The sequence below is a fragment of the Streptococcus sp. HMSC061E03 genome, assembly GCF_001813505.1.
Lineage (GTDB): Bacteria > Bacillota > Bacilli > Lactobacillales > Streptococcaceae > Streptococcus.
Genome location: NZ_KV812801.1, coordinates 13,684 through 31,643 on the forward strand (window position 1 = coordinate 13,684; position 17,960 = coordinate 31,643).

Here is a 17,960-nt window from a genome sequence, read left to right on the forward strand (position 1 = left end):
GTACAATAAAAGCCAGCACTTTTCTTGAAAAAGTAGTAAAATAAAGTAATATATATTCAAAATTTTCAGAAAAGGAACGGAGTTTGAAGGGGAAAGAAGAAAGAAAAGAACTGTTAAAATGGCTGATAAAACGGGTTCTACTGGTGATTCCGGTGGCCTGCATCCTCTTGTGGATCTATGCCGTTTGTCAAACCAGTAGCATCAAGGATCAGACCAAGATCGGTGTCACCTATATGACCATGAACAATGAGTTCTATAAAAGTATTCATTCGGAAATTAGTCGGATTGCTGATGAGAGAGGGGCTCTTGTATCTGTTCGAGATCCAGAATTGGACGAAAAAAGGCAGAGCCAGCAGATCGATGATTTTTGCGCTCAAAAGGTAAATGTGATTGTGATTAATCCGGTTAAAGGGGATAGTCAGCCCATTTTAAGAGCTCTTAAAAAAGCTAGAAAACAAGGAATTAAGATCATTGCAGTTGATACCCAGCTCAAGCATTTTAAGCCGGATGCCAGCATTGTCTCTGATAACTACCAAGCAGGAGTCTTGATTGCGAAAGAGCTGATGAAACGCTCTTCAAATGCTCGGATCCTTCTCTTGGAGCACAAAGGGACTGTTTCGGCAGATACGCGGATTCAGGGATTTAAGGATACCATCAAAGGACATGGCTCTTATGAGATTATCTCTGAACTAGAAACCAAAGGTCAGACGGAGATCGCCATGCCGGCTGTCCGTAAGTTCTTGCAGTCAGGGGGGAATGTCGATACACTAGTTGCCCTAAATGACCGCTCGGCTATAGGAGCTTTAGCAGCGATCAAGGAGCAAGGAATCACTCATCCCATTGCGATTTATGGGATCGATGGCTCACCAGATATGAAAGCCTTGCTACACTCGACAGATGATGTCGTGGGAACCGTTGCCCAGTCTCCGTTGAAGATGGGAGACCGCGTGATGGAGGTCATCCAAGATATGACGGCTGGGAAAAGCTACCAAAAAGAGATAACCATTCCGGTTCAAATGATGACAAAGGAAAACATCGATCACTTTGATGTGAATGGGTGGCAGTAATGAGAAAATTTAGAGGTGTGAGATACAGTTTAGCCATCCTGATGGTCGTAAATTTTATCGCTGTGATGCTCAACAGTATCATCTATCTTCAAGCAACCAACTATATCATTGCCCAACGGCAAGCTTCTCTATTAGTAGAACGCTTAGAGCGTATTCCTTTTGCGCCCTCTACAACTTTTTGGTTGTCTGCGCTCTTATTTGCTGGAATTGCCTTGATCTCCATGAGTCGTTACCGGTCTCAAACGAGTCGATGGTCCATTTTTGATAAGTGGAACATTCTGGAGATCCTCCTGATGTTGCTCTTGATGTGGGTCCAAAATGTAGCTTATAACGGGCTTATTCTATTGGTTTTTGCGGATATCTTCTATGGTTCCAAAGAGTTGAATACCAAGCGAGACCGCAAGTATTGGTTTGCGTTTATCCTAGTGAGTTTCTTGATGCTTCTTGTGACCAATTCAGACGTCTTTTCGCTTTTCTTTCCGATACCTTCTCTTGATGTCTATATTCATTTTTATCCTGCCTCCATCCGGATTCTGGCCTTTTTCTTGAAGAATTCCCTCTATGCCTTGAATATGGTGCTCTTCATTATTTCACTTTTGTTCTATATTATGAATGTTCTTGCGGAAAACCACGAAGTAGAAGAAGAGTTGGCCATGGTTTCGAAGGTCAATACGGAGTTGAACAACTATATGGCCTTGTCTGAGAAGATTGCAGAAGATCGGGAGCGCAAGCGGATTGCTCGGGAAATTCACGATACCTTGGGACACGCGCTAACAGGGATCTCGGCCGGCTTAGATGCTGTTGGGGTCTTGATTGATATCGATCCCAATCGGGCAAAAGAGCAGGTAAAAAGTGTATCAGAAGTTGTCCGGGAAGGGATCCAGGATGTGAGGGGCTCTCTCAACCGCCTCCGTCCAGGTGCCCTTGAGGGACGAACCCTCAAAGATGCTTTGGAAAAGATGATCCGCGAGTACCAGACGCTTTCCAACTTGCAGGTTGATTTACACTATGAATGGGTCGATGTCGATATGGACGTCATGATTGAAGATACGATCTTTCGTGTGATCCAAGAGTCTATGACCAATGCGGTTCGCCACGGTCATGCCAGTCAGATGAGCCTTCATTTTTTTGAGGATAAAGAAAATTACCTGATTGAGTTGCAGGACAATGGGGTTGGATTTGAAACCTTGACCTATGGCTATGGGCTCAAGCAGATGATGGAGCGTATTTCCATCCTAGGAGGACAGCTTCAATTTGAAAGCCGCGATGGATTTTTCACGCGCATCAGTTTACCGAAATATAAAGAAGGGAGATAGAGATGGTGATAAAAGTAATGGTGGCAGATGACCAGGCCTTGATTCGAGAATCTCTGAAAATTATTTTGTCAGCCCACCCCGATATCGAAGTGGTGGCCACAGTGGAAGATGGGAATCACGTCTTGTCGAGCATTCCGCAGACACATCCTGACCTGATCTTAATGGATATTCGGATGCCAGGCATGGATGGAGTTTTGGCGACAAAAGAAGTCAAAGAGCACTATCCGGATATCAAAATTATTATTTTAACGACCTTTGATGATGATGAATTTATCTATAGTGCACTCAAGTATGGTGCTTCAGGTTATCTTTTAAAGGGAGCCTCGACAGAGGAACTCTATGAAGCGATTAAGGTGGTGTATCAAGGCGGAGCCATGATCAACCCGAATATCGCTAGTAAGGTCTTTCAAATTTTCTCACAAATGGCCAAGACCAACTTCTCTATTGCTGTGGATGAGGACAATGTCAAGGATTTGAGCACGACGGAATGGCGCATTATCCAAGAAGTCGGCTATGGGGAGTCTAATAAAGAAATTGCGGCCAAACTTTTCTTGTCAGAAGGAACCGTGCGCAATTACTTATCAACGATTTTGGCGAAATTAAACCTACGAGATCGAACGCAATTAGCGATCTGGTCAGTCCAAACAGGAGTGACGAGACGTGATTTTTCTAAAGGAAATACAGAATGAAATTGAAGCGAAAGCATCTTTGTTGGGGGATTGGTCTCCTTGTTGTGCTCTGTGTGAGCGCGGGTTTTTATTGGTGGAAACAGCAACCGACCGTACTCCATATCGGCGTTTATGCAGGTTCTAGCTGGGATGTGCCGACCAGTCAACGTTCCCATGCCTTGGATCGTGCGATTCAAAAATTTGAAAAATCCCATCCCCACGTTCGTGTAGAGTATGAAAATGGGATTCCTCAGTCGGATTATTCTGACTGGCTCTCCGAAAAGATTGTCTCAGGAAAGACGCCGGATGTGTTTATGGTCTCTGAGCAAGATCTTTCTTTATTAGCAGCGCGGGGCGTATTAGAAAAGTTAAACGGCTATATGGATCGAAAAGATCAAGCTGCCTTTTATCCCGTTGCCTTTGAATCCGGTGTCTATCAGGGGCAAACCTATGCCTTACCTTATGAAAGTAATCCGATTTTGATGTGTGTCAATAAAGATCTCTTGGATAAAGAAGGCATCGCGGTTCCCAAAGAAGGTTGGACCCTTGAAGAGTTCTATACGATTTGCAAGAAACTAACCAAAGATACCAATGGGGATGGGCAATTGGACCAATTTGGGAGTACAGAATACACCTGGAAAGAAGCCTTGGCGGCAAATGGAGGTCATCTCTTCCAAGGTGGCATGCTCAAGCTGACAGCTCCAGAGGTGAAAGAGTCTCTGACTTTTCTGCAAAAATTGGAAGATCTAAATAAAAATTACAAGGTGAGCTCTAAAGATTTTGACCAGGGAAAAGTCGCCTTCTATCCCATGACCTTGGCCCAATATCGGACCTATAAACCTTATCCCTACCACGTTTCTAAATATTCAAACTTCACCTGGACCTGTATCCCGATGCCTGCTAAGTCAAAAACGACCAAGGCAACCTTGGTCACGACGACTTCTTTTGCTATGTCGGCTCGAAGTTCTCATTCCAAGTTGTCTTGGGAATTGATGCAACTCTTAACAGAGGATCCAGAAATTCAACAAACTCTCTTTGCCCAATCCCAGGGGATCTCTGTCATGCCACAGGTAGTCAAGAGTCGCTCTAGTAAAGACCTTTTGCAGGTAGATGATTTTGGGACGGATTCCTTGACCAATCAGACCTTGAACCGCATTATGGAACAAGCTGTTGAAAGTAGTCCGAAAAATGTCTCAAAAGAGGTGTTAGAAAAGTTAGATTACTTGATTGGCAATGCCTTGCGCGATCAAGATGTTGAGAACCGCTTGCCTCAAATTCAGAGGGAGATTGAAAGTAGTCTACAGGTAGGAGTTTAGAGTAAAATAAGATGGCATTTTGTCAAGTGACAGATGTCATTTTTTTATTGCTAAATGTCATATTAGGAATGTGACATTTGACAATGTAAAAACGCTTTCAAATAATCTACAATAGAGTCAAATAAAGGAGGCGTAGCAAAATGAAATACCTCGTTTTGGTCAGTCATGGTGGACTGGCAGAAGGTCTAAAGACATCACTAGCCATGTTTGCTGGTGATAAGATGGATCAAGTCATCGCAGTTGGACTCAAAGAAGGAAAATCGGTCGATGACTTCGCAGTTGATTTCAGAGAGAGCATTTCAGGATTGACAGCTGATGATTCTGTTTTGGTCTTGGCAGATATCGTAGGTGGTAGTCCATTAACCACTGCAGCCACGGTTCTAGAAGAAGCTGGAAAGCTCGATGGAGCCTTGATCCTTGGTGGGATGAACCTCACCATGGCCTTGACGGCAGTTGTGATGAAGGATGTGTTGGATGGAGACGATTTGTCAGCTACCATCTTATCAGAAGCACGATCTGCACTACAGCCTTTTGAAGTTTCAGCTACTAGTGCTGAAGAAGATGATGACGATATTTAATAGGGAGGTACCTTATGGTAGTAACATTTGTACGGATTGATGATCGCATGATTCACGGTCAGACAGTCACACGCTGGGCAAAAGAAAAACCATGTGATGGTTTGATTGCCGTAAACGATGCAGCAGCATCAAACAAGGTTTTGATCCAAGCTTACAAAGGCGCATCAGACAAGAAAACCTTTGTATGGACAAAGGAAGCCTTTAAGGAAAAATCAGCAAAAGTAACAGAATCAGATAGTCGTTACTTCTTAATCACCAAAAATCCAATCGATATGAAGGAAATTTTGGTCGACCAAGGGTTTGTCCCAGGTGATGTCAAAGAAATCATTGTTGGCCCTGCAAATGATCGTCCTGGAGCTGTGAAATTGGGAAATAACCAATCCATCACTCAGGAAGAAGCAGAAGCCTTCCAAGCCATTCAAGCAGCAGGCTACAAGGTGAAATTCCAATTGTTGCCAGATGTTTCCATCGGGTATTGGGATGATTTCAAATCAAAATTTGGTTTTTAAAACTAACAGTCCTATCTGTTAGGTAAATAAATTTACAAACAAAAGGAGCGTTTGTTATGACAATTTCATGGATTCAAGCAATCTTGCTTGGTATTTTCGCCAGCTTGTCTTCAATGCCTGGTATGGGAGGTTCCAGTATCGGGAACTATACACTCGGTCGTCCTTTGATCGGTGGGTTGATTTCAGGTTTAATTCTTGGAGATGTGACAACCGGTATTATGGTCGGGGTTGCCCTTCAAGTCGTTTATATCGCCTTGGTAACACCTGGTGGTACCGTATCTGCCGATGTGCGTGCCATCTCTTACATCGGTGTTCCTCTTGCTATCTTGTTTGTGCATGCTAATAACATCACAGATGAAGCAGGAATCGCCGCAGCTGCAGCTCCAATCGGTGCAGCCGTTGGGACAATTGGTACAGTTCTTTTCTACGGTACCGCTACTATGAACTTGGTTTGGCAACACATTGGTTGGAAAGCCGTTGAAGAAGGAAACTTCAAAAAACTCTACGCAGTTGACTGGGTTTACCCTTGGATCTCTCACTTCCTCTTCTCTTTCCTTCCAACAATGATTATCACCAAATACGGTGAAAACATGGTTGATTTGATGAAACAATACCTTCCTATGGATGGTTACTGGATGAAAGCCCTCTTTACAGTCGGTGCTCTTCTCCCATGTGTCGGTATTGCCATCTTGTTGAAACAAATTGTTACAGAAGCAACTGACTTCATTCCATTCTTTGTTGGATTTACCTTGGCAAAATCTCTCGGATTGAACTTGGTATCCAGTGCCGTTGTTTCATTAATCTTTGCAGTAATCTACTATGAACTTGAAGTGATCAAATCGATGAAAGCTGCTCCAGCCGGAGTGGTGGACCAAGACGATGATGAGGAGGATATTTAAAATGGCTGATAGAAAGAAAATTTCAAAGAAAACATTAGCAAAAGCATTCCATCATTGGTATTATGGTCATTTGACTTGTTTCTCTCAAGAACATATGCAAACCTTCGGGTACTTGACTTCTATGCTTCCAATCGTAGAAGAAATGTATGATACAAAAGAAGAACAAAAGGATGCTATGCAAACCTATACGGCCTTCTTCAACACTGAACCACAACTTGGATCTCTTGTTGTAGGGATCACAGCTGGTTTGGAAGAAGCGCGTGCAAACGGAGATGCAGTAGATGGCGAAACCATCAACGGTATGCGTGCCGGTTTGATGGGACCAATCGCTGGTATTGGAGACTCATTGGTCGTTGGTACCTTGATTCCAGTTCTATTAGGGATTGCCCTTGGACTTTCTAAAGGTGGTAACGTCGCTGGTGCTCTCTTCTACATCGTCGTATGGAACCTCTTAGTCTACTTTGGTATGCGCTTTGCCTTCTTCAAAGGTTACCAATTAGGGGATAAAGCCGTTGAATTCCTTGTAGGACCAAAAGGACAAGCTCTTCGTAAAGCGATCAGCGTTGTCGGTGGTATGGTTATCGGTGCCGTAGCAGCTACTTGGGTATCTGTTACAACAGCCCTTCAATTCAAGAATTCTGAAGGAAAAGTCTTCTTGAACATCCAAGAAAAGATCGATGGTGTTTATCCAGGTCTCTTGACAGCAGCCTTCATCACTCTTTGCTGGTGGTTGATGTCTAAGAAAAAAATTTCACCAAACAAAGTTATGTTACTTCTCGTTGTAGTTGCTTTGATCGGTGTTGCCCTTGGTATCTTTGACCCACATCTTAAATACTAAGGTAAAAAAACGAATTTGCTAGTAGGAGTTTTTGAGAATGAAGTGAATGGACCTCCTTTACTTGCACTTCATTCTCAATTTTTATCAGGAGGAATCCCATGGTTACAAAACAAGAACTTGTCAATGGATATGAAACAGAAATCAAGTACCAACGCCACATGCTTGAAAACCTTGGTCGTTGGTTCAGCTTACTCTTTATCATTGCCAGTATTGGTGTGGTATTGATCTATCTCTTTCACAAAAGTTTCCTTCCACTCTTGATCCTCGGGATTTTACTAGCCTTGATTGGAATTTTAGGCATGATTGTTTTTGGATATGGCATCTACCGCGGGCGGATCAATCTTCAAAAAGTGATCGATGATTTCAATCAAAAATTGACAATTTTAAATTGAAATTTTAGAAACATCTCATCTATTTTTGAGGTGTTTTTTTCTTGACTATTTCTGACCAAGTGATACAATAGAAACATAAGTTAGCACTTACGTATAGAGAGTGCTAAAAACACGTATGGAGGAATGAACATGTTAAAACCATTAGGAGACCGTGTGGTCTTAAAAGTAGAAGAAAAAGAACAGACTGTTGGAGGTTTTGTCCTCGCAGGTGCGAGCAAGGCCGATACAAAAACAGCTGAAGTGGTTGCCGTTGGTGAAGGTGTGCGTACCCTAAGTGGTGAACTCATCGCTCCAGCTGTAAAAGCAGGAGACCACGTTTTGGTTGAAAGCCATGCAGGAATTGAAGTGAAAGATGGGGAAGAAACCTACACCATCGTTGGAACAGCAAACATTCTTGCAATTGTAGAGTAAGAGAAGAAAGAGGTAAGAGAAATGGCAAAAGATATTAAATTTTCATCTGATGCACGTTCTGCAATGGTCCGTGGTGTCGATGTCTTAGCAGATACAGTGAAAGTTACGTTGGGCCCTAAAGGGCGCAATGTGGTTCTTGAAAAATCATTTGGTTCACCCTTGATCACAAATGATGGGGTGACCATCGCAAAAGAAATTGAATTGGAAGACCATTTTGAAAATATGGGTGCTAAATTGGTGTCAGAAGTGGCTTCTAAGACCAATGATATCGCAGGTGACGGTACAACGACCGCAACGGTCTTGACTCAAGCTATCGTCCGTGAAGGGATCAAAAACGTCACTGCAGGTGCTAACCCAATTGGCATCCGCCGTGGGATCGAGACCGCTGTTGCAACAGCAGTAGAAGCTTTGAAAAACAATGCGATTCCAGTATCGAGCAAGGAAGCGATTGCTCAAGTAGCTGCTGTGTCTTCTCGTTCTGAAAAAGTCGGTGAGTACATCTCTGAAGCCATGGAAAAAGTTGGCAAAGATGGGGTCATCACCATTGAAGAGTCTCGTGGAATGGAAACCGAGCTTGAAGTGGTTGAAGGCATGCAGTTTGACCGTGGTTACCTCTCACAATACATGGTCACTGATAATGAAAAAATGGTGGCAGATCTTGAAAATCCATACATTTTGATCACTGACAAAAAGATCTCAAACATCCAAGAAATCTTGCCATTGTTGGAAAGCATTCTTCAAAGCAACCGTCCACTCTTGATCATCGCAGATGATGTAGATGGCGAAGCTCTTCCAACACTTGTCTTGAACAAGATCCGCGGTACCTTTAATGTCGTAGCTGTTAAGGCACCAGGATTTGGTGATCGCCGCAAAGCCATGCTAGAAGATATCGCTATCTTGACAGGTGGAACTGTTATCACAGAAGATCTCGGTCTTGAATTGAAAGATGCAACCATTGAAGCCCTTGGTCAAGCAGCTAAAGTTTCAGTCGATAAAGACAGTACTGTCATTGTCGAAGGTTCTGGTAACCCAGAAGCGATCGCTAACCGTGTTGCGGTCATCAAGTCACAAATCGAAACCACAACCTCTGAATTTGACCGTGAAAAATTACAAGAACGTTTGGCTAAATTGTCTGGTGGCGTTGCCGTAATCAAGGTTGGTGCTGCAACAGAAACAGAATTGAAAGAAATGAAACTCCGTATCGAAGATGCCCTTAATGCGACTCGCGCAGCCGTTGAAGAAGGGATCGTTGCCGGAGGTGGTACAGCTCTTGTCAATGTCATCTCTGCAGTCGCAGCCCTTGAATTAGAAGGGGATGAAGCAACAGGACGCAATATCGTTCTTCGTGCTTTGGAAGAGCCAGTGCGCCAAATTGCCCACAATGCCGGTTACGAAGGATCTATTGTGATTGATCGCTTGAAAAATGCCGAAGTCGGAACAGGTTTCAATGCTGCAACAGGTGAATGGGTGAATATGATTGATGCAGGAATCATCGACCCAGTTAAAGTGAGCCGTTCAGCCCTTCAAAACGCCGCTTCCGTAGCGAGTCTGATCTTGACGACCGAAGCAGTCGTAGCCAACAAACCAGAACCAGCAGCCCCAGCAGGACCAGGAATGGATCCAAGCATGATGGGTGGGATGATGTAACACACTTAGCCTAATGGGTGCTAAAGCACCTCATTAGGCTACGGCAAGCACCATGGTGCCTTGCCGAAGTGTCTTACTAAGAAAATAAAGAAGGCGTTATAGGCCTTCTTTATTTTCTGTCGTAACTGTTACACGATTGAGGCTATACCTCTCATCGTTGGATAGTAGCCACTATGTTGCGGCCTGGCTAATCGTCTTACTAGCTCAAAGAGAGTGGGACAGAAATCGGTAATTCGTTAGAATTCGATTTCGTCGTCCCACCTCCGCACAGTTGAGTAGGGCTGTATAAGCTGATGAAATCAGCGTATTAGAGCCCACTCAACCACTGCGTCTTGCTCTACAATCCAAAAATAATTGAGAGGCTAGGACTTTTGTCCCAGCCTCTTTTTATCGTGCTTTGGGATTTTCATTTATTATGGAATAATATTTTTATTTTAAATTTTGTAACAGAAATGATAAATACTAATTAAAGAGGACTTGCGTAGATGCTTGGGAATCAAGCATTTGCGGTGTTTTCAGGCAGAGGGATATTTGCCAACAAATTGCAATACAAATTAACTGATTTTGTAATAATTCTAGTGTATACTAGTAAGAGTAGATCACAGGTCTACATTGTTGCAAGGGGAGAACTTCCCACATACATGTCTATTGACAATAAAACTTGATCGTAATATCGCTGTTAGTAAAATGAGAGTTTGAACATAGCATAGATTTTATCGACCTTTTTCATATTAAAAAATATTTTTCAAATTCCCCTTGCGCAAGCTCTTCCGGATTCCTCCGGGAGAGTTTTTTTGTTAAGGAGAAAAGGTAGAAGGGCTATTAAGTCTCTTTTGAAAGAGTGGCTCAGCAGGCATCATTTATGGTAAAATAGAACATATTCGTAGAGGGGAAGGAGTGAGGACTTTGTTGAAGATTTTTGTGTTAGAAGATGAATGGATCCAACAATCGCGTATCGAAGCGGTCTTGCAGGATCTCATCCGTCAAAAATTCTTGCAATGCAAAGCGCCAGAAGTGTTTGGGAAGTCAAGCCAGTTGCTGGATGCTATCACAGAGAGAGGCGCCCATCACCTATTCTTTTTAGATATCGAGATTAAAGGTGAGGAGAAAAAGGGGCTGGAGATCGCAAAAGAGATTCGTAAGAAAGATCCCCATGCGACCATTGTCTTTGTCACCACTCACTCTGAATTTATGCCCATTACCTTTCAGTACAAAGTAGCCGCCTTGGATTTTATTGATAAAACGCTGAGCGAAGAAGAGTTCAGAAAAAGAATCGACTCGGCCATTGACTATACCTTGGAGCAAGCTGGGACCACGATTGCGCAAGATGCTTTTACATTTGAGAGTGCGATGGCGCGTGTACAAGTTCCCTTTAATAAGATTTTGTATGTTGAAACGTCTCCAACCATTCACAAGGTTATTTTACACACCCAGGATGAGCGATTAGAATTTTACGCCAGTATTACCGATATCGAAAAAGCAGATCCCCGCTTGTATCGGTGCCACCGCTCCTTTGTGGTGAATCCACAAAATATTACGAAGATTGACAAAGAAGCCAAGAAAGCTTTTTTTGAAAATGGGGACAATTGCTTGATCTCACGGACCAAGTATAGAGGCTTACTGGAAGCTTTGAAAAAATAGAAGGGAGAAAGAATTGCTGTTAGATATTCTAATGTCTTACTTAAAGTTCTTCGTCAGCATGCTGATCTATCGTCATATCAGTAGACAAGAGTTCGCCTTACGTTGGCTCTTTTTGTGCCCCTTCTTCTTTGCAGTCGTCTTTACCCTTGTGCCACCGGTAGGCTTTTTTGGCTATTTCTTAGTATTTATTGCCTATAGTTTCTATCGGAATCGTAACATACGACACCTTTTGAACATTTTTTACGGGCTCTACCCGGTTGTCGTGGAGAGTCTCATTGGGCGTCTCTTAGCCTTTTATGTCTTTCCGATGCTAGGGATTGTACTTGTTCGTGAGGCATCTGTCAGCTGGTATGATGCTCTACTTGAATTGCTGGTCTTTCCTGTTTATATAGGAATCACTAAATTGTTAAAACTAGATTTTACAGATCTAAAAGTAGGATTTCAACGGCAGTATTTTAATCGTTTCCTACTCCCAATGGATCTTTCCATGTTTGTGTATTTGCTCAGTGTTGTAGGTCTGGTGGTTTTTGAGGATGCTATTCCTCATGCAGATGCTTTACGGGAACAGTTAAATAGTATTTATCTGATTTTGTTTTTTGTGATGCTCTTGTATTTCAATGCAGTGTCCAAAGAACGATTGAAACAAGAGATTCTAGAGCAAAAAGATAGGCAACTGCAGGAGTTAGCCACCTATAGCCAACACGTCGAAATGCTCTATGGGGAGATTCGTGCCTTTCGTCATGATTACCTGAATATTTTAACCAGTCTCAAATTAAGTATTGAGCACGGAGACCTCAATGCGATCAGGGAAGTCTATGAGAATGTTCTTCGAGAGAGTGGCCAGCAATTTTACAATAGTAAGTTTGATATTGCCAAACTCAGTCACATAGAAAATCCAGCTGTAAAAAGTGTTCTGTCCGCAAAATTATTGGAAGCCCAAAATAAAGGGATTGGGATCTCTGTCGAGATCGATGAACCTGTTCGTGATTTATTCATCGAGGTTTTAGATTTCATCACCTTCTTATCCATCCTTTGTGACAATGCTATCGAAGCGAGTCTTGAATCAGAGGACCCCCAGCTGACCCTTGCCATGCTTCAGGAGACGAACTCCCTCATCTTAATAGTTGAAAATAGTACAAAAGCTGAAAAAATAGATCTGGCGAGAATTTTTGAAAAAGACTACTCGAGTAAAGGAGAGGGCCGCGGTCTTGGCTTGTACAAGATCCAACAATTACTGGAAAAGTATCCCAAAACGACCGTGTCTACCAAGAGTTCAAACTACCGATTTACTCAGAGCCTGACCTTTTGGAAGGAATAATGGAAGAGAGAGTGGGACAGAAATCGGTCATTCGTTAGAATTCGATTTCGTCGTCCCACCTCCGCACAGTTGAGTAGGGCTGTATAAGCTGATGAAATCAGCGTATTAGAGCCCACTCAACCACTGCGTCTTGCTCTACAATCCAAAAATAATTGAGAGGCTAGGACTTTTGTCCCAGCCTCTTTTTTGACCATTCGCGACGATTTTCTGACCGATTCTGACAGAGAGCCACAAAGCCTGTCTCTTTGAAGTATACTGTACACAAGATCAATAAGAAAAGAGGGATCCTATGTTTCAGGTAGCATCTATTACAAAATCATTTAAGGAGAAAGCTGTATTAAAGGGAGTGTCTTTTTCGATAGAAGAAGGAGACAAAATTGCCTTGCTGGGAAATAATGGAGCAGGAAAAAGTACCCTGTTCAACATTATCGCTGGGCAGCTCCAGGCCGATTCCGGGACGATAAAGACTTCGCTTGATTTTCAAAAGGAAATTGGGATGATGCCTCAGGGGGATCTGCTCATCGAGGATCTTACCGTTGCTGAATTTGTCGAATTAAAAAGTCGGATGAATCAGTTGAAGCAGGCTGATATCAATGGACTCTTAGAGATGGTCGAATTAAGAGAATCAAGAGAGCAGATGGTGGGTAGTCTTTCTGGTGGTCAAAAGAGACGCTTGTCCTTGTTGGTAACCATTTTGAATCATCCAAAGTTGATTTTTTTAGATGAGCCGACGACAGGCATGGACTTGGAGGCAGTGGATAATTTTTGGAAATTGCTGGAGCAGCAAGAGTTTACATCTGTTGTGGTGACCCATGATTTTAACCAAATTGATGCCTTTTTTACAAAAGTCCTGATTTTAAAAGACGGTCGAATTGCTGCCACAAAGACTGTTGAGGACATTCACCAGGCTGGTCAAACCATTGAGCAGTATTTCCGAGAAGAGATGAATAAAGGAAGGGAACAAGCATGAAAAAGATTCAATTAAAACAAGTTTTACGAAATAAGCGCTTCGTATTATTCACCATTATTTTACCCATAGGCTGGTATATCTTCTTTTATCAGCTTCAAAAAGGGGTTTCGCCAAGTATTTTATTAGGTATTGCCGTATTTATCGGGGTCATTGGCAATAGCCTTGCAACTTTTAGTAAGCGAATCGCCTCAGATATCGGGTTTTATTCTTTTGAATCCCACTTTACAAGCTATAGTGTCAAGAACTATTTATGGGATCAAAGCATCGTACAACTGATTTTGAACAGCTTGATCTTTTTAGCAGTGCTAGTAGTTGCTGTTCTAGGTTTTCACTTTCCGGTGACGACTAGCCTGTTGGTACAATTTTTCCTCTTATCCTTGATGGGGATCTACTTTAGCGTGATTGGCTTTGTACTCGGGGTCAGGGTAGATGCTAAGACGATTGATACCATTGGCTTTCCTGTTATTATTTTGGCCGCTATGACCATTATTCCCTTTGATAAGCTTGGCGCAAGTGGAGGATTTATGGACTTAGTTGGCAAGCTACAACGGGCTTTCCCAGGTTATTATTATACAAAGCTGATTCAAGATTTGACCGAGAAACAAACGATCGATGCTAGCCAATTAGCGCTCTTTGTTGCCGTATTTGGATTGAATTTACTATTTTTCTATCTGCTCGTACCCAAAGGAAAAATGGGGAACTAGGAGCAGTTAAAAAGAGGCTGGGACAAAAGTCCTAGCCTCTCTATTGTTTTTGGATTGTCGAGCAAGACGCAGTTGTTGAGTGGGCTATACTACGCTGATTTCATCAGCTTTTACAGCCCTACTCAACTGTGCGGAGGTGGAACGACGAAATCGAATTCTAACGAATGACCGATTTCTGTCCCACTCTCTTTTTTTTGCTATAAAACGGTTATTCGGTATTCGTCCGTCAAGTACTTGGACAGATCTTGCCAATCTTCTTCCTTAAATTTACAAAGATTGACGAAGAGTTTTACGGTATGGTGCTCTGTGTCAATGATGACATTCGATTTTGAGAGATTTTCTAGTGCAGTATCTTCCTTCAACTGAAACTCGATGAAATAACTTTTACTATTTTGGTGATCCGGGTCACTGACGTCAACCACTTTATAGGCTGCACTCACCAAATCTTCCTTGGGAATAAAGATGTCTTTTGTCAGAATCACTCCTTGATAAGCATAGATCCCATCAGAAGTCAGCTCAAAGGCGATCTGACGACTGGTCAGTCTTTTGATCCCAGCAATGGTTGCATAGATCGCAATCAAAAATAAAAGGATCTGAATGAGAGTGATAAAAGTGATTTTTGGAAAACCCTCAAAACCTAGGATCGATAAAAAAGCTAAGTGGATAAAGAGCGCACAGGCAAAAGCCAGAGAGCCATATACGATATATTTTGAATAATAGATCTTCATTTTGGACTCCTTACATTTAAGATGCAACGAAAACTTGGAATTTCAAGTACCCTTATCATAGCGGATTCGGTGAAGAGCTGTCAAATGTTTGCTAGGGTTCAAAGGTGCTTTTTTTATTATAAATGGAATAACAATGGTGCAGAATGATTTAACTTCGTACGCTACATTATAGTATATAAAAATATGAGCCAAATGCTCTTAAGACAAGCAAAAAAGCCTTGGTTTTCAAGGCTTTTTGTGCATAAAAAAATGCCCCCTACATGGATTTGTAAGAACTTTTCATATTGAAAATAAACAAAAATGTTGAAATATAGCTGATTTTAGGGAAATACTTTTAGGTATTTTCAATGTCAGGATTTAAAAATGGGGCAAAAGTGGGGAAAAACGAATGACTCGCATTTGGTTTGAAAATCTATAATACCTAATGATTATGCTATACTAGATATATAGTGTTGTTATAAACAAATGTCAGTGCGAGATCAAATTGGAGGATAAAATGGAAAAACAAATTAATGAAAAAAAAGCCTTGGTTCCCAAAGCTTTTTAATCTTATAAACTCATTAAAATATCCCCCAGTTAGATTTGGAATATTTTTTATTCTGTGTCATATAAAAATAAATAAAATGAATGGTTATAGCTAGAGCTAAAATGGTTGTTATACTCACTACTATTATAGGATTAGAAGCAAAGATTAAAGAGAGAATCAAGGCAGCCAGATAGAGTGTCGCTTGGACACAGTAGTAACTTTTCGAATAGCGAAGATAGTGTTTGTTATGGGGCCCATTTACTAGGACAGCAGCTTGAAAGAGGCCAAATCCGATATAAGAGAAGCTGGTTGCAAAGAGACGATTAGCTTCAGGATTCAGAAGAAAACTCATCGATACAGTCATCATCATAAGCCCAATGAAAATAGGATAGTGACTGTAAATTAGAAATAGCCCCTTTTGATTAGATTTTTCATCAATAGCATGGTCGAATTGACCAAAATAAAACAAGAACAGAGAAATCATAATAATGAAATAAAGAACCGAATAAATCGAGAAATTCTCGATTGTAAAGAAGTTAGCTAGCTCCGTAATCATCTCTCCAAACATAATAATGACAAGAAGGGAGATGCGCTCGATTAAATGGGGGAGATTTACCTGGTAATGCTTATCTTTATTAAGCAAGATACTTGGCATAATAAATGTTAGCAGAATACTAGCAAATAAGACAGAGACTCCAACGTAAATAGGAAGAAGAGCTGCTAAATAGACTCCTAAACTTCCTAGACCTGTTATCCATAGAAAACCTTTGATACTTTCCCGATGAACATCATCGGTTGATTTTCTAAAAAATTCAACCAAATATTGAAAAAATAAGGTAAGGGTTAATGTACCAATAGCCCAACAGAGATAATGAAAATATTGTTGCCAATCAGGTCCAATCATATTGGCTATAAAGAGTAAAATTCCCATTTTGATAAACATGATTACTATGTTAAATAAAGAGTTCTTTCCATAGCGATTGGTATAATCGGTTTGAATCATCCAGGAATCGATGAGAAGCAAAGAAGCAATGAAAAAATCAAGGAAAGAATTCCAAGTCAAAATACCGTTATGAAGATGGTCAATTAAAGTAGTTACTTTTGAAATTGCAAAAACAAAAACTAAGTCATAAAAAAGTTCTGAAAATTCTACACGTTTATGTTAAATAAGAGTTGTCATCTTAAGACCTTTCTATTTTAGAAGTACAATTTATTATAACAGAAAATGGTAATGAGAGAAAAGGATATGCTTAAATAATTTCATGTGGCGCGAATTGTCAAAATCTTGACTTCTTTTGTCATTTACTTGAAAAAGCAACCCTGACGAGTTGATTAAAATCCTATTAAAAATTAACTTTGTCAGGATCATCCTGAGTTTTGATGCCTTGAATCTTATCCAAGACCGCCATATCTTCCTCTGATAAGTCGAAGCCGAAGATATCCAAGTTAGCTTTTATATTTTTAGGTGTCACAGACTTAGGTAGTGGCAAGAAACCTTTTTGAAGGCTCCAACGCAGAGCAACTTGTGCCACAGATTTACCGTTACGTTCAGCCACTGCTTCAACATCTTCATTTCCAAAAATACCACCTGTACCTAGTGGACTATAGGCTTCAAGAAGGATATCGCGCTCTTGGCAATAGGCAACTAAGTCTTTTTGGTCACAACCTGGAGCCAAGAGGATTTGATTGACATGTGGCACAATTTCAGCTGTTTCAAGAAGAGCTTCTAGGTGATGTTGCATAAAGTTAGACACACCGATAGCACGCACCTTACCTTCTTTGTAGGCTTCTTCCATTGCCTTCCAAGCGCCTGCATTACCAGACTTCCAAGCATCATTCTCACGAAGCGCCTTTGGATTAGGCCAATGGATAAGCAAAAGATCCAAATAATCCACACCAAGTCTTTCGAGAGACTCATCGATAGAAGTCTTAGCCAACTCGTAATCGTGCTTATCATTCCAAAGTTTGGTAGTTAGGAAAATATCCTCACGTGCCAAATCACTATCAGCAATCGCCTTACCTACAGAAACCTCGTTACCGTAAATTTGTGCGGTATCAATATGTGTGTAACCCGCCTTAAGTGCGAAGCTAACGCTGTTATAGGCTTCTTCGCCTTCAGCAATTTGCCAAGTTCCAAAACCAATTTTAGGAATAGCAACCCCATTTGCAAGTGTATATGTTTCCATGATTTTCACCTTTTCTTTTTTTAATAGTACTATCTTAAATAAGATAAGGCAAAAATGCAAAGATTTGCTACGGCTATTATTATGAATAGTTCCTTACTTCTTTTTCCGCTGTTCGTAACAGCTTTTGGAGATATTATTACTTGGGAAGAGAATGAATTTGTAAGAACTTTTCATATTGAAAATAAACAAAAATATTGAAATATAGCTGATTTTAGGAAATACTTTTAGGTATTTTCAATGTCAGGA

17 protein-coding genes and 1 pseudogene are annotated in these 17,960 nt (G+C 41.2%); 15 read left to right on the forward strand and 3 right to left on the reverse strand.

The window, feature by feature from the left end:
- Positions 1-83: 83 nt before the first annotated feature.
- The 15 genes from HMPREF2917_RS08925 (at position 84) to HMPREF2917_RS09000 (ending at position 14,274) form a co-directional block, all read left to right on the forward strand.
- On the forward strand, positions 84-1,067 hold the full coding sequence (locus HMPREF2917_RS08925; RefSeq protein ID WP_070590325.1) for a substrate-binding domain-containing protein: 984 nt from the start codon (positions 84-86) through the stop codon (positions 1,065-1,067).
- The gene (locus HMPREF2917_RS08930) at positions 1,067-2,383 is read left to right on the forward strand and encodes a sensor histidine kinase (RefSeq protein WP_070590328.1); all 1,317 of its coding nucleotides are present in this window, start codon (positions 1,067-1,069) and stop codon (positions 2,381-2,383) included. Before HMPREF2917_RS08925 ends, HMPREF2917_RS08930 begins: the two co-directional genes overlap by 1 nt.
- A 5-nt stretch (positions 2,384-2,388) precedes the next feature.
- Positions 2,389-3,072 carry a response regulator transcription factor gene (locus HMPREF2917_RS08935; protein WP_037585171.1) on the forward strand — a complete coding sequence of 228 codons (684 nt, stop codon included), beginning with the start codon at positions 2,389-2,391 and terminating at the stop codon, positions 3,070-3,072.
- Entirely contained in the window at positions 3,069-4,367 is a 1,299-nt protein-coding gene (locus HMPREF2917_RS08940) for an ABC transporter substrate-binding protein (protein ID WP_049486473.1), read from the forward strand. The genes HMPREF2917_RS08935 and HMPREF2917_RS08940 overlap by 4 nt, the downstream gene beginning before the upstream one ends.
- A gap of 140 nt (positions 4,368-4,507) precedes the next feature.
- The gene (locus HMPREF2917_RS08945; RefSeq protein ID WP_049472855.1) at positions 4,508-4,945 is read left to right on the forward strand and encodes a PTS sugar transporter subunit IIA; all 438 of its coding nucleotides are present in this window, start codon (positions 4,508-4,510) and stop codon (positions 4,943-4,945) included.
- Between the two features lie 14 nt (positions 4,946-4,959).
- Complete coding sequence (locus HMPREF2917_RS08950) at positions 4,960-5,454, forward strand: PTS sugar transporter subunit IIB (protein WP_000261775.1); 495 nt, start codon at positions 4,960-4,962, stop codon at positions 5,452-5,454.
- 56 nt (positions 5,455-5,510) lie between these two features.
- Positions 5,511-6,353 carry a PTS mannose/fructose/sorbose/N-acetylgalactosamine transporter subunit IIC gene (locus HMPREF2917_RS08955; RefSeq protein ID WP_003004789.1) on the forward strand — a complete coding sequence of 281 codons (843 nt, stop codon included), beginning with the start codon at positions 5,511-5,513 and terminating at the stop codon, positions 6,351-6,353.
- Positions 6,337-7,191 carry a PTS system mannose/fructose/sorbose family transporter subunit IID gene (locus HMPREF2917_RS08960; RefSeq protein WP_037585172.1) on the forward strand — a complete coding sequence of 285 codons (855 nt, stop codon included), beginning with the start codon at positions 6,337-6,339 and terminating at the stop codon, positions 7,189-7,191. Before HMPREF2917_RS08955 ends, HMPREF2917_RS08960 begins: the two co-directional genes overlap by 17 nt.
- Before the next feature lie 98 nt (positions 7,192-7,289).
- The gene (locus HMPREF2917_RS08965) at positions 7,290-7,583 is read left to right on the forward strand and encodes a hypothetical protein (protein WP_031572673.1); all 294 of its coding nucleotides are present in this window, start codon (positions 7,290-7,292) and stop codon (positions 7,581-7,583) included.
- Positions 7,584-7,712: 129 nt separating this feature from the next.
- Positions 7,713-7,994, forward strand: coding sequence for a co-chaperone GroES (groES, locus tag HMPREF2917_RS08970; RefSeq protein WP_024055367.1), 282 nt, complete (start codon positions 7,713-7,715; stop codon positions 7,992-7,994).
- A 21-nt stretch (positions 7,995-8,015) separates the two neighbouring features.
- Positions 8,016-9,641 carry a chaperonin GroEL gene (gene groL / locus HMPREF2917_RS08975; RefSeq protein WP_070590330.1) on the forward strand — a complete coding sequence of 542 codons (1,626 nt, stop codon included), beginning with the start codon at positions 8,016-8,018 and terminating at the stop codon, positions 9,639-9,641.
- Positions 9,642-10,547: 906 nt separating this feature from the next.
- Positions 10,548-11,282: a response regulator transcription factor gene (locus HMPREF2917_RS08985; protein ID WP_070590333.1), complete on the forward strand. Its 735-nt coding sequence runs from the start codon at positions 10,548-10,550 to the stop codon at positions 11,280-11,282.
- A 13-nt stretch (positions 11,283-11,295) separates the two neighbouring features.
- Positions 11,296-12,600, forward strand: coding sequence for a sensor histidine kinase (locus HMPREF2917_RS08990; RefSeq protein WP_141751553.1), 1,305 nt, complete (start codon positions 11,296-11,298; stop codon positions 12,598-12,600).
- Positions 12,601-12,889: 289 nt separating this feature from the next.
- The gene (locus tag HMPREF2917_RS08995; protein ID WP_070590336.1) at positions 12,890-13,570 is read left to right on the forward strand and encodes an ABC transporter ATP-binding protein; all 681 of its coding nucleotides are present in this window, start codon (positions 12,890-12,892) and stop codon (positions 13,568-13,570) included.
- On the forward strand, positions 13,567-14,274 hold the full coding sequence (locus HMPREF2917_RS09000; RefSeq protein WP_049491432.1) for a hypothetical protein: 708 nt from the start codon (positions 13,567-13,569) through the stop codon (positions 14,272-14,274). The genes HMPREF2917_RS08995 and HMPREF2917_RS09000 overlap by 4 nt, the downstream gene beginning before the upstream one ends.
- Positions 14,275-14,471: 197 nt before the next feature.
- Here HMPREF2917_RS09000 and HMPREF2917_RS09005 read toward each other — a convergent pair whose 3' ends face one another.
- The 3 genes and pseudogenes from HMPREF2917_RS09005 to HMPREF2917_RS09015 form a co-directional block, all read right to left on the reverse strand.
- Positions 14,472-15,002: a hypothetical protein gene (locus tag HMPREF2917_RS09005; protein WP_049491434.1), complete on the reverse strand. Its 531-nt coding sequence runs from the start codon at positions 15,000-15,002 to the stop codon at positions 14,472-14,474.
- A gap of 560 nt (positions 15,003-15,562) precedes the next feature.
- Positions 15,563-16,708 (reverse strand): annotated as a pseudogene (locus HMPREF2917_RS09010) (low temperature requirement protein A).
- Positions 16,709-16,871: 163 nt separating this feature from the next.
- Positions 16,872-17,714 (reverse strand): aldo/keto reductase, encoded by an 843-nt coding sequence (locus HMPREF2917_RS09015; RefSeq protein ID WP_006152895.1) that lies wholly within the window; start codon positions 17,712-17,714, stop codon positions 16,872-16,874.
- Positions 17,715-17,960: the final 246 nt, after the last annotated feature.

What these genes read in the sequence shown, in the direction of transcription:
- HMPREF2917_RS09000 (WP_049491432.1), top strand. Translation starts at nt 13,567, where the DNA reads ATGAAAAAGATTCAATTAAAACAAGTTTTACGAAATAAGCGCTTCGTA.
- groL (WP_070590330.1), top strand. Translation starts at nt 8,016, where the DNA reads ATGGCAAAAGATATTAAATTTTCATCTGATGCACGTTCTGCAATGGTC.
- HMPREF2917_RS09005 (WP_049491434.1), bottom strand. Translation starts at nt 15,002, where the DNA reads ATGAAGATCTATTATTCAAAATATATCGTATATGGCTCTCTGGCTTTT.
- HMPREF2917_RS08945 (WP_049472855.1), top strand. Translation starts at nt 4,508, where the DNA reads ATGAAATACCTCGTTTTGGTCAGTCATGGTGGACTGGCAGAAGGTCTA.
- HMPREF2917_RS08955 (WP_003004789.1), top strand. Translation starts at nt 5,511, where the DNA reads ATGACAATTTCATGGATTCAAGCAATCTTGCTTGGTATTTTCGCCAGC.
- HMPREF2917_RS08965 (WP_031572673.1), top strand. Translation starts at nt 7,290, where the DNA reads ATGGTTACAAAACAAGAACTTGTCAATGGATATGAAACAGAAATCAAG.
- HMPREF2917_RS08995 (WP_070590336.1), top strand. Translation starts at nt 12,890, where the DNA reads ATGTTTCAGGTAGCATCTATTACAAAATCATTTAAGGAGAAAGCTGTA.
- HMPREF2917_RS08930 (WP_070590328.1), top strand. Translation starts at nt 1,067, where the DNA reads ATGAGAAAATTTAGAGGTGTGAGATACAGTTTAGCCATCCTGATGGTC.
- groES (WP_024055367.1), top strand. Translation starts at nt 7,713, where the DNA reads ATGTTAAAACCATTAGGAGACCGTGTGGTCTTAAAAGTAGAAGAAAAA.
- HMPREF2917_RS09015 (WP_006152895.1), bottom strand. Translation starts at nt 17,714, where the DNA reads ATGGAAACATATACACTTGCAAATGGGGTTGCTATTCCTAAAATTGGT.
- HMPREF2917_RS08950 (WP_000261775.1), top strand. Translation starts at nt 4,960, where the DNA reads ATGGTAGTAACATTTGTACGGATTGATGATCGCATGATTCACGGTCAG.
- HMPREF2917_RS08960 (WP_037585172.1), top strand. Translation starts at nt 6,337, where the DNA reads ATGAGGAGGATATTTAAAATGGCTGATAGAAAGAAAATTTCAAAGAAA.
- HMPREF2917_RS08940 (WP_049486473.1), top strand. Translation starts at nt 3,069, where the DNA reads ATGAAATTGAAGCGAAAGCATCTTTGTTGGGGGATTGGTCTCCTTGTT.